Origin of the sequence: Corynebacterium afermentans subsp. afermentans (genome assembly GCF_030408355.1) — a bacterium.
GTDB classification, from domain to species: Bacteria; Actinomycetota; Actinomycetes; order Mycobacteriales; family Mycobacteriaceae; genus Corynebacterium; species Corynebacterium afermentans.
This window is the reverse complement of record NZ_CP046606.1, coordinates 1,641,570-1,653,989: the sequence shown is the minus strand read 5'-3', so window position 1 is coordinate 1,653,989 and position 12,420 is coordinate 1,641,570. Positions and strand designations below refer to the sequence as shown.

General features: G+C 67.2%; 12 protein-coding genes. 10 read left to right on the top strand and 2 right to left on the bottom strand.

The window, feature by feature from the left end; translation table 11 throughout:
- Window positions 1–30 precede the first annotated feature (30 nt).
- Window positions 31–237 carry a hypothetical protein gene (locus CAFEA_RS07890; protein WP_034998455.1) on the top strand — a complete coding sequence of 69 codons (207 nt, stop codon included), beginning with the start codon at window positions 31–33 and terminating at the stop codon, window positions 235–237.
- A gap of 4 nt (window positions 238–241) precedes the next feature.
- Here CAFEA_RS07890 and CAFEA_RS07885 read toward each other — a convergent pair whose 3' ends face one another.
- Window positions 242–1,816, bottom strand: a complete 1,575-nt coding sequence (locus tag CAFEA_RS07885) for a CYTH and CHAD domain-containing protein (RefSeq protein ID WP_063938839.1) — start codon at window positions 1,814–1,816, stop codon at window positions 242–244.
- A gap of 83 nt (window positions 1,817–1,899) precedes the next feature.
- Between CAFEA_RS07885 and CAFEA_RS07880 the strand changes: the two genes are divergently transcribed.
- From CAFEA_RS07880 to CAFEA_RS07855, 6 genes are all read left to right on the top strand, one after another.
- Window positions 1,900–3,234, top strand: a complete 1,335-nt coding sequence (locus tag CAFEA_RS07880; RefSeq protein WP_034998459.1) for a glutamine synthetase family protein — start codon at window positions 1,900–1,902, stop codon at window positions 3,232–3,234.
- Complete coding sequence (locus tag CAFEA_RS07875) at window positions 3,231–6,245, top strand: bifunctional [glutamine synthetase] adenylyltransferase/[glutamine synthetase]-adenylyl-L-tyrosine phosphorylase (RefSeq protein WP_253705030.1); 3,015 nt, start codon at window positions 3,231–3,233, stop codon at window positions 6,243–6,245. Before CAFEA_RS07880 ends, CAFEA_RS07875 begins: the two co-directional genes overlap by 4 nt.
- A 188-nt stretch (window positions 6,246–6,433) precedes the next feature.
- Window positions 6,434–6,703: a hypothetical protein gene (locus CAFEA_RS07870; RefSeq protein ID WP_034999193.1), complete on the top strand. Its 270-nt coding sequence runs from the start codon at window positions 6,434–6,436 to the stop codon at window positions 6,701–6,703.
- Between the two features lie 25 nt (window positions 6,704–6,728).
- On the top strand, window positions 6,729–8,180 hold the full coding sequence (thrC, locus tag CAFEA_RS07865) for a threonine synthase (RefSeq protein WP_063938838.1): 1,452 nt from the start codon (window positions 6,729–6,731) through the stop codon (window positions 8,178–8,180).
- 23 nt (window positions 8,181–8,203) lie between these two features.
- Complete coding sequence (locus tag CAFEA_RS07860) at window positions 8,204–8,356, top strand: hypothetical protein (protein WP_172796745.1); 153 nt, start codon at window positions 8,204–8,206, stop codon at window positions 8,354–8,356.
- Window positions 8,340–9,452 (top strand): S1 family peptidase, encoded by a 1,113-nt coding sequence (locus tag CAFEA_RS07855; RefSeq protein ID WP_253705029.1) that lies wholly within the window; start codon window positions 8,340–8,342, stop codon window positions 9,450–9,452. Before CAFEA_RS07860 ends, CAFEA_RS07855 begins: the two co-directional genes overlap by 17 nt.
- Here the strand turns inward: CAFEA_RS07855 and CAFEA_RS07850 are convergent.
- Window positions 9,433–10,167, bottom strand: coding sequence for a hypothetical protein (locus CAFEA_RS07850; protein WP_063938837.1), 735 nt, complete (start codon window positions 10,165–10,167; stop codon window positions 9,433–9,435). The two genes, CAFEA_RS07855 and CAFEA_RS07850, sit on opposite strands and share 20 nt — an antisense overlap.
- Before the next feature lie 27 nt (window positions 10,168–10,194).
- On the opposite strand from CAFEA_RS07850, the gene CAFEA_RS07845 reads away from it, so the two are divergent.
- The 3 genes from CAFEA_RS07845 (at window position 10,195) to CAFEA_RS07835 (ending at window position 12,396) form a co-directional block, all read left to right on the top strand.
- Window positions 10,195–10,719, top strand: a complete 525-nt coding sequence (locus CAFEA_RS07845) for an NUDIX hydrolase (RefSeq protein ID WP_063938836.1) — start codon at window positions 10,195–10,197, stop codon at window positions 10,717–10,719.
- Window positions 10,716–11,270 carry a GH25 family lysozyme gene (locus tag CAFEA_RS07840; protein ID WP_063938835.1) on the top strand — a complete coding sequence of 185 codons (555 nt, stop codon included), beginning with the start codon at window positions 10,716–10,718 and terminating at the stop codon, window positions 11,268–11,270. The genes CAFEA_RS07845 and CAFEA_RS07840 overlap by 4 nt, the downstream gene beginning before the upstream one ends.
- Before the next feature lie 88 nt (window positions 11,271–11,358).
- Window positions 11,359–12,396 (top strand): HNH endonuclease signature motif containing protein, encoded by a 1,038-nt coding sequence (locus CAFEA_RS07835; protein ID WP_063938834.1) that lies wholly within the window; start codon window positions 11,359–11,361, stop codon window positions 12,394–12,396.
- The last annotated feature ends 24 nt before the right edge of the window (window positions 12,397–12,420 follow it).

Here is a 12,420-nt window from a genome sequence, read left to right as displayed (position 1 = left end):
ACGGGTAAACAACACCCGAAAGGAACGAAAATGGCAGACGAGCAGTACTACTACAACCCGTCCACCGGCGAGGTCACCCAGGGCAAGGAGGCCGCCTGGGACAACCGCATGGGCCCGTACGCCACCCGCGAGGAGGCGGAGTCCGCGCTGCAAATCGCCGCGCAGCGCAACAAAAGTGCCGACAACCAGGACGAGGCGGACGACAACTGGGGCGAGGCCCCGTCCTGGGAGAAGTAAACGCTTACGGCTTGATCTTCTTAAACGCCTTGCGCACCTCGCGCACGGCCTTGTCGTAACCGCTTAGGGCCTGCTCGCCGCGGTCGAGTTCGCGCTGGTAGAGCATGCCGTAGGCGAAGGTGTCCTCGCCGCGCTCGCGGGCCTCTTCTGCCAGGCGCTGGATGCGGTCGCGCGAGGTCACGGCGTCCTGGAAGTCGCCCAGCTTGGACTGCAGCGACTTGCACGCCTTGGCCAAACGCCGCGCCTTCAAACCCGCGTCGGCCGCGGCGTTGGCGGAGTAACGCAGCTTCTTCGCGGCCTTGCGCACATCGTGGACGTAGTCTTCGCGCTCGTGCAGCGGCAGGTCGGTGTCGTGGTAGTGCTCGTCGACCTTGTCGTGGCGCTTTTTCAGCTTCTTGTAGCCGCGCTTGAGGTGGTCGTAGAGGACCTCCTTCGACTCCGCCGGGGCTTTTTCAGAAGCCTCCTGCTTTGCGACGGGCGGTTGCGCCAACAACCCGTCAATCGCGTCCAGCAGCTCCATGAAGCGCTCTGAGTCGAGCATGGCCACGATCTCGGCGTGGGCCTCGTTGTAGTCGCGGCGCATGTCGCCTGCGATGTGCGCGCGGGCGGCGTCGTCCACGAGCCCGGACGCGTCCGAATCCAACAGCTCCAAGAAGCGCTCTTCCACCACCTCGGCGTCGCGGGCCACACCCAAAACCCCGGCGGCGTGCTTCAGCTCGTCCTCAAGCGCGGTGAGCTGCTCACCCTCCAAGATGCCCTCGAAAGTCTCCAGCAGGGAGCGCATCTCGCGAGTCGCCACGCGTAGCTGGTGCACCGAGTCGAACTCGTCGGCGCGCACGCGCGGCTCCCAGGCGACGATGGCGTCGCGCTGCTTGCGCAGGGAATCCACCACGGCCGCCGCCGGCGAGTCCTCTTCCAGCTCGGCGCGCATGTGCGGCGGCAGGGGAGCGGTTTTAACGGAATCGCCCAACGCGGTGGCCAGCTTCGACGGCGAGGACGACTTGCGCGCGCCCGCCGAGATCAAAAAGCTGGTGCCCTGGTTGATCAGCGTGTTGCCCTCGTCGGTGCCGGCCAGCGCCTCAGCAAGCTCGAGCTCCCACTCGCGCCAGCTGGTGCGCTCGCCGCCGGGCAGCAGCGACCAGGCGGTGACGTGGTCGTCGCAAAACTCCGCGACAGCACCTTCTTCACCCGCCAGGGTGATCTCCACGCGGCGGTTGTCCACCTGCGCCACCGGAGTCAGTTCCTCGGTGCGCACGATCGAGCGCACCTGGGCCAAAAGTTCCTCGGGCACGGCCGAAGGATCGTCGAGAGGCATGCGCACCTCGTTGCGGCCGCCCTCCTTCGGCAACTTCAGGTGCCATCCGTCATCCGCACCGCCGGTGCGGCGGCGCAGCGTGATCTTGGAACGCGTCAGGCGCAGATCCTTCGTGTCGTAGTACACGGCGGAGAGGTTGTGCTCGCGCATGCTCGCGATCTCCTCCACGCCGGGCAGTTGCGTCAGGTCCGGCATGCCGGTGCCCTCGTCCACGGCGAGTTTGATCTCCACCTCGAGGAACTGCTCGGGTGCTTGTGCAGCCATGATCGTTGTCCTCCTTCAATGGTTAGTCACCCCCAAGCTTAGCCTGCTTATCCGCGTCCAAAGGCCCGCTACAGTTGAGCAGCATGAGCGCCCAAACCGACAACGTGCTGCGAATGGTGGAGCAGCAGGACATCGCCTTTATCCGCCTCTGGTTCACCGACATCTTCGGCTCGCTGAAAACCGTGATGATGTCGCCGGCGGAGCTGGAAAGCGCCTTCGAGGAGGGCGTGGGCTTCGACGGCTCCTCAATCGAGGGGTTTTCCCGCGTCTCCGAGTCCGACACCCTGCTGCGGCCCGACCCGTCGACGTTCCAGCCGCTGCCCTTCGACGGAGAGGCGGGCCTGCAAACCGCGCGCATGTTCTGCGACATCACCATGCCCGACGGCGACCCGCTCTACGCCGACCCGCGCCAGGTGCTGCGCCGGCAGATCACCAACGCCCGCGACATGGGTTTCGAGTTCGTGGCCAGCCCGGAGATCGAGTTCTACGTGGTCAAACCCGGCCAGGGCGACCAGCCGCCAACACCTGCGGACAAGGGCGGCTACTTCGACCAAGCCAAACGCAACGAGGCGCCGAAGCTGCGCCGCATGGCGGTGTCCGCCTTGGAGTACATGGGCATTGTCACCGAGTTCTCCCACCACGAGGGCTCGCCGGGCCAGCAGGAGATCGACCTGCGCCACACCGACGCGCTGACCATGGCCGACAACATTGTCACCTTCCGCTACATCGTGAAAACGGTCGCGGAGATGAACGGCGTGCACGCCACGTTCATGCCCAAGCCGTTCAAGGACCTCGAGGGCTCGGCCATGCACACCCACTTCTCCCTGTTCGAAGGCGACACTAACGCCTTCCACGACCCGGACGACGAGATCAGTTTGTCCAAAACCGGCCGGCAGTTCATCGCCGGCATCATCGAGCACGCGGGCGAAATCTCCGCGGTGACCAACCAGTGGGTCAATTCCTACAAGCGCCTCCAGTTCGGCTCGGAGGCGCCCACCGCCGCTACCTGGGGCATCTCCAACCGGTCTGCCATGGTGCGCGTGCCCACCTACCGCCTGCATAAGGCGGATTCGCGCCGGGCGGAGGTGCGCTCGTTGGACTCGGCGTGCAACCCCTACCTCGCGTACGCGGCGGTGCTCGCCGCGGGCCTGAAGGGCATCGAGGAGGGCTACGAGCTGGACGAGCCCGCCCGCGACGACGTGTTCGCACTGACCCGCCGCGAGCGCCGCGCGATGGGGTACCGCGACCTGCCCAACTCGCTGGACCAGGCGCTGCGCCAGATGGAACGCTCCGAGTTCATGGCGGAGGTTCTGGGCGAGCAGGTCTTCGAGTTCTTCCTGCGCGCCAAGTGGGCCGAGTGGCACGACTACACCGCCCAGATCACCCCCTGGGAGATCGATACGGGGATCGACCTGTGATTTCACCCGCCAAGCTCGGACTGACCAGCCCGCGCGCCGCCGAGGACATCGAGGAGCTTTCGCTTATCGACGAAGCTTCGCTCTACACCCTCGCCGGCACAAGCGACCCGGACCTGGCGCTCAACAACGCCCACCGGCTCTTCGACGCGCTCGGAAGTGGCTGGGTGCAGCTGCTCGATGCGCTGCGCGACTTTCCTGTATTCCGCACCCGCATTTTCGCGCTGCTGGGCGGCTCCACCGCGCTATCGGACCACCTGATTGCGCACCCGCAGCAGTGGCGGCTTTTGCTCGAGGACCTACCGGATGAGGGTGAGCTGTACCGCACCATGCTTTCCGCCGTGGGGGTCGACGCTGACGGCCCGGGGTTGTACAAGGCGGGGGAGGGCGAAGTTGACGTCGCTAAGCAAAAGCTCCGCGCCACCCACCACGACCTGGTGATGCGCATCGCCGCCGCCGACCTCGCCGGCACATTCGCCGCGGTGAAGGGCTACGGCGAGGGCGAATCCATGAGCTACAGCTACACCACCGAACGGCTGACCTGGCTCGCGGACGCGGCACTGACAGCCGCACTCGCGGTGGCGGTGCGCGACGTCTACGGCGACGAGGAACCGGACGCGCAGCTCGCCGTGATCGCCATGGGCAAGTGCGGCGCCGGCGAGCTGAACTACATCTCGGATGTGGACGTCGTGTTCGTGGCCGAGCCCGCCTCGCCGAAGATCACGCGCGTGGCCGCGGAGATGATGCGCATCGGCTCCGCGTGCTTTTTCGACGTGGACGCGAACCTGCGGCCGGAAGGCACCTCCGGCGCGCTGGTGCGCACCTTAGAATCGCACCAGGCGTACTACCGGAAATGGGCCGAGACCTGGGAGTTCCAGGCGCTATTGAAGGCGCGGCCGCAGACCGGGACGATGGAATTGGGGCGGGCGTACTCCGAGGCGATCGCGCCGCTGGTGTGGGAGGCATCCCAGCGCGATTCCTTCGTCGAGGACGTCCAAGCCATGCGCCGGCGCGTGTTGGAAAACGTTCCGGCCGAGGTGCGACGCCGCGAGCTCAAACTCGGCCCCGGCGGGCTTCGCGACGTCGAGTTCGCCGTGCAGCTGCTGCAACTCGTGCACGGGCGCATCGACGACACCCTGCGTGCCCGCAACACCCTCGACGCCTTGTCTGCCCTGGCCGCGGCGGGTTACGTGGGGCGCGAGGACGCGCGCGTGCTCACCGAGGCATACGAGTTTTTGCGCCTTCTGGAGCACCGGCTGCAGCTGCAGCGCTTCAAACGCACCCACCAGCTGCCCGAGCCGGACGACGAGAAGCGCAACCGCTGGCTCGCCCGCGCCGCCGGGTTCACCGCGAACCACCGCGGCACCGCCCCGGACGCGATGTACCGCGAGCTCAAACGCGTGCGCCGCGACGTCTCCGACCTGCATGAGCGGCTGTTCTACCGCCCGCTGCTGGGCGCGGTGGCGGACATGTCCGTCGGCGAAGCCACCCTCTCCGCGGACGCTGTGAAAGCCCAGCTGGCCGCGCTTGGCTACCGCCACCCGGCGCGCGCCTTCGATCACCTCTCCGCGCTGGTCAAGGGCACCTCGCGCAAGGCCAAGCTGCAGGCGATCCTGCTGCCGAGCCTGATGCACTGGCTCGCCGACACCGCCGATCCCGGCCAGGGCTTGCTGAACTTCCGCAAGCTTTCCGACGCCGCCGTCGACCGCAGCTGGTTCCTGCGCATGCTGCGCGACGAAGGCGTGGCGTCGCAACGCCTCATGCACATCCTGGGCACCTCGCCGTACGCCTCCGACCTGATCATCTCCGCACCAGATGTGGTCAAACTCCTCGGCGACGGCTCCAACGGCCCCCGGCTGCTCGACGCCGCCCCCGACCAAGTGCACAAGGCCATCATCGCCTCCGCCAAGCGCCACCAGGCGGACCCCGACAAGGCCGTCGCCGTGGCGCGCTCGCTGCGCCGCGCGGAGCTCGCCCGCATCGCGTCCGTCGACCTGCTCGGTTTCATGGAGCCGCGCCAGGTCTGCCTCGAGCTGACCTACGTGTGGGAGGCCGTGCTCGAGGCCGCGCTTCGCGCCGAGGTGCACGCCGATCTCGCATCTTCGCCTCACGACGAGCCCCCGGCCCGCATCGCCGTCATCGGCATGGGCCGCCTCGGCGGCGCCGAACTCGGCTACGGCTCCGACGCCGACGTGATGATCGTCGCCGAACCGAGCGAAGCGGCCGATGAAGCCAGCGCTATCGCCTGGGCGGCGAAGATCGTCGACCAGATGCGCGCTCGCCTATCTCGCCCCTCCGGCGACCCGCCCCTCGAAGTGGATCTGGGGCTGCGCCCGGAGGGCCGCTCCGGCCCGGTAGTGCGCACCATCGCCAGCTACGAGCGCTACTACCGCGAATGGGGCGAAGTCTGGGAACGCCAGGCGCTGCTGCGCGCCGCAGTCGTCGCCGGCGACCGCGGCGTGGGGGATGCGTTCCTAGAGGCCATCGACGCCTTCCGCTACCCGGCCGGTGGCGCAAAACCCGCCGACATCCGGGAAATCCGCCGCATCAAAGCCCGCGTGGACAACGAGCGTCTGCCCCGCGGCGCCGACCGCGCCACCCACACCAAGCTCGGGCGCGGCGCGCTCGCGGACGTGGAGTGGACCGTGCAGCTTTTGACCATGCAGCACGCCCACACCCACGAGGAGCTGCGCACCCCCTCCACCCTGGACGCGCTGGATTTCCTCGCCGAGCTCGACGACCCGTCCGTCATCCGTGGCGCCGACGCTGAGGTGCTGCGCACCGCGTGGCTGACCGCCACCCGCGCCCGCAACGCCATCGTGCTCGTTGCCGGCAAACGCACCGACCAGCTGCCCGCGCCGGGCCCGCAGCTCGCGCAGGTGGCGGGCTCCGCCGGCTACGACCCCGACGATCAGCAGGAGTTTTTGGAGGACTACCTGCGCATCACCCGCCACGCCCACAAGGTGGTGGAGGAAGCGTTTTGGGGCGAGGTGCCGTCGCTGGAGTTCGACTAGGGCGGGGGCGGGGCGGCCCGGCCCGTTGCGCGGATCCAGCTATCAGGAGCCAGCTAAACGCCCCCAGGGGGCGAAAAACGAGGTGCGACTAGCTGGATCCGCGGGTGGGGGAGCGGAAAGAGCGGTCACGGGCGCTGGCAGGGGGGCGGGGAGGCGGAGTGGCGTCGATAGGCAATATGCTCGAGCCCATGGCACTGAACATGACCATCGACCTGAACAACGCCACCTTCGCAGACCTTGTTGCGCTGGTGGACGCCGCGCGCGTGGCCGGCGTTGACCCCAAGACTGGGCTGGAGCTCGACGGCGAGACGCTGAGCATCACCGTCGAGCCGACCACCCGCACGCCCGCGCGCGAGCAGGCGCCCGAGAAGGAGCGCACCGTGCCGCCGCTCGGCGACGCCGCGATTCGCTCGGTGGTAGATATTTTGACCGGTCGACAGGAACCGCCCCGCCGGTAGGCGCCCATGACGTAGACTTCGCGGGGTGGACTACATCTCAACTCGCGACGCATCGGCGCAGCCGCGCTCCTTTACAGACATCCTGCTCACGGGCCTAAGCCCCGACGGCGGCCTGTTCATGCCGGCGGTGTACCCGTCCATCACCCCGGAACTTCTGAACGAGTGGCGCGAGCTTTTGCTTCACGACGGCTACGCAGCCCTCGCCGCCGAAGTACTGAAGCTCTACGTCGACGACATCCCCGAGGCGGACCTCGAGGCGATCGCGCGCCGGGCGTACCGCACGCCCGTCTTCGCCGACGAGGAGATCGTCCCGGTGACCCGCCTGAATGACACGCTGCACATCGGCCACCTGTCCGAGGGCCCGACTGCGGCGTTCAAGGACATGGCGATGCAGCTGCTCGGCGAGCTGTTCGAGTACGAGCTGGCCCGCCGCGGCGAGGAGCTCAACATCCTGGGCGCGACCTCGGGCGACACCGGCTCGTCGGCCGAGTACGCGATGCGCGGGCGCGACGGCATCCGCGTGTTCATGCTCACCCCGGCCGGGCGTATGACCCCGTTCCAGCAGGCGCAGATGTTCGGCCTGGACGATCCGAACATCTTCAACATCGCGCTTGACGGCGTGTTCGACGACTGCCAGGACGTGGTCAAGGCCGTCAGCGCCGACGCGGCGTTCAAGTCGAAGTACTCCATCGGCGCGGTGAACTCCATCAACTTCGCGCGTTTGCTCGCGCAGGTGGTGTACTACATCGCGACGTATCTCAAGGTCACCGAGACGAACGACGAGCGCGTCTCGTTCTGCGTGCCCACCGGCAACTTCGGCAATGTGTGCGCGGGGCACATCGCGAAGCAGATGGGCCTGCCCATCGACCGCCTCATCGTCGCCACGAATGAAAACGACGTGCTCCACGACTTCTTCGCCAACGGCGAGTACCGCCCCCGTTCCGCCGCGGAGACCCACGCGACGTCGTCGCCGTCCATGGACATCTCCAAGGCGTCGAACATTGAGCGGATGCTTTTCGACGCCACGTTGCGCAACTCCGACCTCACCGCCGAGCTGTTCGCCAACAAGGTGAAAAACGGCGGCTTCTCCGCCTCCGACCTGGGTGGGCCAGAGGTGATGGAGCGCATCCGCGGCGAGTTCGGCTTCGCCTCCGGCACCTCCACCCACGCCGACCGCGTGGCCACCATCAAGCGCGTGAGCGACGAGTTCGGCGTGCTGGTGGACCCGCACACCGCCGACGGCGTGTACGTGGCCGAGCAGCTCGCCGGCGAGGTGGACACCCCGATCGTGGTGCTGGAGACGGCGCTGCCGGTGAAGTTCGCCGACACCATCGCCGAGGCCATCGGGGAGGCCCCGGAGGTGCCGGAGCGCTTCGCGGACATCATGGACGCCGAGCGCCACGTGACCGACCTGCCTAACGACGCCGAGGCCGTCAAGGCGTTTATCGCCGAGGCCATCGAGGACACTAACGTCTAGGGCGACAGAAAGGAGCGCGCACCATGGCACAGGAGCAGTTCGCAGGCCCGGAGCACTACACCGACTTCGACCCGGAGAAGTTCATCCGGGACATGAAGATCATGGCCGAAGAGAAGCACCAAGCAAAGGACGGCGAGTCCGGCGACGAGGGCTCGGCGGTTGACGCCTCCGAGTAACCAGCCCGGGCAGCCACACCGGCCCAGCTCAGCGACGCGTTACCAGCCCGAGCAGGGGCAGCAGTGGCGCTTCCCAGACATGCCGGGGGAGCCTGCGCAGCAACCCCAGCAGCAGTACCCGCAGCACCCGCTGAAGTTCCCGGACATGCCCGCGCCGCAGCCGGTCCAGCCCGCGCGCCGCAGCGGGCTGCAAACGGGCGGGTGGATCACCGTGATCGTCGCCACCGCGATGATTGTGGGCATCGTGGTGTGGCTGGGCCTGAACGCATCCAGGGTGCCCACCGGCACCGTGGAGGAGCGCGAGGCACTGTCCGAGGTGCAAACGCCTGGCGACGCCTCACCCGCGCCGGACAGCGAAAACAACGTGCTCGTGCCCGCGTTCGCCCCGTGGGCGCCGGGGACGAAGATCCAGACCACGGACCACCGCCCGGCGCCCGGCGAGCACTTCACGGCGCAGTCGTGCACCGCGGCGTTCTCGTTCACCGGCAAGGACGGACGCGCATACGCGGTGACCGCCGGGCACTGCGGCCGCGAGGGCGACCTGGTGTGGCCCACCAACGCGTCCACGGCCATCGACTACGCCTCCGAGGTCGGCCACTTCATCTTCTCCGGGCTGTACTCCCAGCACACCCCGGCCACGGAGGGCACGGACGTGGGGATCATTGAGATCACAGACCCCGACCGGTTCATGGATGTGGTCGGTGCGCCGATTCCGACTGGGATCGGGGAGGGCCTTGGGCCCGTCGATAGGCTATGCAAAACGGGGGCGACCACCGGCTACACCTGCGGCACCTTCGAGGCCACCGAGCGGGTGCAGATAGTCAACCTCGACCCCGGCGTGGAGGACGAAACGTTCGGCGACATCGCCGCCGTATGCGCCGCCTCCGGCGACTCGGGCGGGCCCGTGTTCGCGGACGTGGGCGGCCGCGCCACCGTCATCGGCGTCGTCTCCGGCACGGAAGCCGGCCGCGCGGGCGAGGAGTGCTACGAGGGCATGGAGGACCCGCACCTGATGAGCTACTCCAACGTTAAGCAGGTCATGGCCGTGATCCGGCATGCCGTGCCGGACGCGGAGTTTATTCCCCGGCGCTGGTAGTAGGGTTAGCGAGCAGCGGCCAGCGTTTGAGCTGCTCGCCAGTTTCCTGGTCGTTGTCCACCACCACGACTTCGTCGTCGGTGTAGCCGTTGAACGTCACGCGGTCGATCTCGTCGGGGCGCTCTACGTCCAGCCAGCGCTCGGACAGCGCGTCGGCGTCATCCGCATCCATCCAGTTCAGGGTGATTACGCGGAAGTGGTTGTGCGACGCGTAGTCGGAAAATGACACGGAATCGGCGCCCTCAGCCACGCCGAAATCGATGAACTGGGCGAGGGTCTCCGGAGGGAGCGTCGAGAAGCAAAAGCCCCAGAAGTTAAAGCGCATACCACTTTTCGACGTCAACGTCACCGTGTCCAAACAATTCTGCTCCAAAAGACGCGACAGGTGGCCCGCGATCTCAGTGGAGTCGTCCAGCGCGCCGACCACGACGTCGCCGCGCATCATCGCGCCTGTGTTCGTCTCACCCACGCGCACGTTCTCGATCAGGTGGGGGCGAATACTCGCCGCGACGTTGGATGGATCCGCCGGCGCCGGGTTGAACGGGCGCTCCGGCTGCGGCAACTCCGCGTCCGCCGGGGTGCTCGCCGTGGTGCGGCTCGCCGCCATCGCCGCACCGAAAATCACCAGGATGACCAGCGCGCCGTACACCGCGACGAACAGGGGAGCGGGGACGCGTCTGACCCAGGGCTGCGTGTCGGAAACGGCGGTGCTCATAATTCTGGGGATTGTACACTTGCCACCATGCCTATCCCGGAGTTCATCGTGGAAACCCGCAAGAAAATCGGCACCGACCTGATGTGGGTGCCGGCCGTGTGCGCCGTCGTGCTTCGCGACGCCACCGTTGCCTCCCCGTGGGCCGTCCCCGAAGTGCTGCTGGTGCGCCGCGCCGACAACGGCGAGTGGACCCCCGTGACCGGCATCGCGGACCCGGGCGAAGAGCCACACGTCACGGCGGTGCGCGAGGTGCTGGAGGAAACCGGCGTGCGCGTGACCGCCGCCGCGATTTTGGGTGTCGGCGCGCACGGGCCGGTCACCCACGCGAACGGGGACAAGGCCAGCTATATGACGGTGCAGTTGCGCTGCGAGCCGCTTGACCCCACCGTGGATCCTGTTGTCGGCGACGACGAAAACACCGAGGCCGGCTGGTTCCCCATCTCCCAGATGCCGGTGCGCGACCCGAAGTGGCGCCTGGCCATCGCGGACGCCGCCTCGCAGCGCCGCCACCCAGGCAGCTTCGCGCCGCGCATGGGGCTGACCAAGCGGTGAGGCTGGGGCTCGACGTTTCCGAGCACCAGGCTGGGCTGGACGTTTCCGGCTTCGACTTCGTCATCGCCCGCACCACCGACGGCACCTACCAGGACGCGGCGTTTTCGTCGTTCGCCCCGCACACGACGGCGGCGTACCACTTCCTGCGCGCTCCGTCCGAAGGCACGTCCATCGCCTCGCAAGTTGCCGCTGCGCTCGAGGTTTTAGGGGATCGCCGCCTGCCTATGTGGCTCGACGTCGAGTCCCCCGCGGGGCTTTCGCTTCTCGACGTCCACTCCGCCCACCACGCCTTCACCTCCGCTGGCGTCGAAGTGGCGGGGATCTACACGAGCGCCTGGTACTGGCGCCGGCACATGCTGTTTGCTTCTGTATCCGAGTTCGGCGCGCTGTGGCTGGCGCAGTGGGGCACCAACCCAGTCGTGGACGTTGCTGCGTTGCCGGAGCTGGGGGACTGGCCGCGCCCCCTCGGCTTCCCAGAGCCCACGGTGTGGCAGTTCACCTCCCGCGGGCGCGTCAACGGGGTGGACGTCGATTTAAATTTGGCGCGCTAACCTGCGGATTGTGAATTTCACAGGTTGAGTTATCCACAATTCGCCGCGGGTCTAGTTTTGGGGGTTGCGCTGCCTTAGCTTCTGGGCCATGAACTTCACCGACTTTGTTTCCGCAGGCGTGGGTGTGCTCGCCGACTTCGACCGCGACATAGCTATGGCCGCCGGCCTGTCCACCGGCCGGGTGCGCGATTTGGCGCGGGTGCACCACACCTACTTTGGGCCGACCCAGTTCACCCGCAAACAACGCGACGCACTCGAGGCTGCTCATGGTCTGCCGGTCGACCAGCTCGTGCACATCGAGAAAAAGCTCCTCGCCGTCGAAGGAGCCGCGGAACGCTGGCGCATCCGGTTGGATTTGGTGCGCCACCGCGGCTCGTATCGGGCCTTAACCAAGCGCATCAAACGGTTGATCAAACAACCCGTCAAACCCGCCCCACCCTCGTGCAGGTTTAGCCGCTCGAAGGCGGGCATGCGCACCATGATCCTGACCTACAACGAGCGCGACCTGGCCGATCTTGAGCACCTGCTGCGCAAACTCATCGACGCCGACGACCCAGCCGCCGCCCAAATGGCCCACACGCTTATCAGCATCCTGCGCGACGGCAAAGGCATACCGAAGGCGAACTTCCGCCCGATCATCCTGGTGCCGATCGCCGACTGGGCCCGCATCCAATCCGGCACCGGCGATGAGGTCACGCTGATCTGCACCGACGGCACCACCATGACCGGTGCCGAATACATGGAGCACGAATTCGGCGACATCCTCGAAGTCGCCGCGTTCCACCCCCAAGAAGGCCCCGTCAACCTCTACCACGCAAAGCGCTGCGCCAACCCCAAACAAAAGACCATGTCGAAGCTGCTCTGCCCGGCCTGTGCGTTTCCCGACTGCAAACACTCCGCCGAAACCACCCAAACACACCACATCAACGCATGGCGCTACGGCGGGATGACCAACATGGACAACCTCGCCGAACTCTGCCCCTTCCACAACGGGGTCAACGCCGACAACAAAAACGGCCCGTTCGGCTACATCGACAACCCCAACGCCCGCATCCACTGGATCGCCCCCAACGGCACACAAGTCCCCATGACCACCCCAGGCGCGATGGAGCTGCTCTTCGACTAACCACCACACACCCCGCCCCACCCG

Excerpts from the sequence above, each read along its gene's own strand:
- CAFEA_RS07890 (WP_034998455.1), top strand. The coding sequence starts at position 31 with ATGGCAGACGAGCAGTACTACTACAACCCGTCCACCGGCGAGGTCACC.
- CAFEA_RS07885 (WP_063938839.1), bottom strand. The coding sequence starts at position 1,816 with ATGGCTGCACAAGCACCCGAGCAGTTCCTCGAGGTGGAGATCAAACTC.
- CAFEA_RS07880 (WP_034998459.1), top strand. The coding sequence starts at position 1,900 with ATGAGCGCCCAAACCGACAACGTGCTGCGAATGGTGGAGCAGCAGGAC.
- CAFEA_RS07870 (WP_034999193.1), top strand. The coding sequence starts at position 6,434 with ATGGCACTGAACATGACCATCGACCTGAACAACGCCACCTTCGCAGAC.
- CAFEA_RS07860 (WP_172796745.1), top strand. The coding sequence starts at position 8,204 with ATGGCACAGGAGCAGTTCGCAGGCCCGGAGCACTACACCGACTTCGAC.
- CAFEA_RS07850 (WP_063938837.1), bottom strand. The coding sequence starts at position 10,167 with ATGAGCACCGCCGTTTCCGACACGCAGCCCTGGGTCAGACGCGTCCCC.
- CAFEA_RS07845 (WP_063938836.1), top strand. The coding sequence starts at position 10,195 with ATGCCTATCCCGGAGTTCATCGTGGAAACCCGCAAGAAAATCGGCACC.
- CAFEA_RS07835 (WP_063938834.1), top strand. The coding sequence starts at position 11,359 with ATGAACTTCACCGACTTTGTTTCCGCAGGCGTGGGTGTGCTCGCCGAC.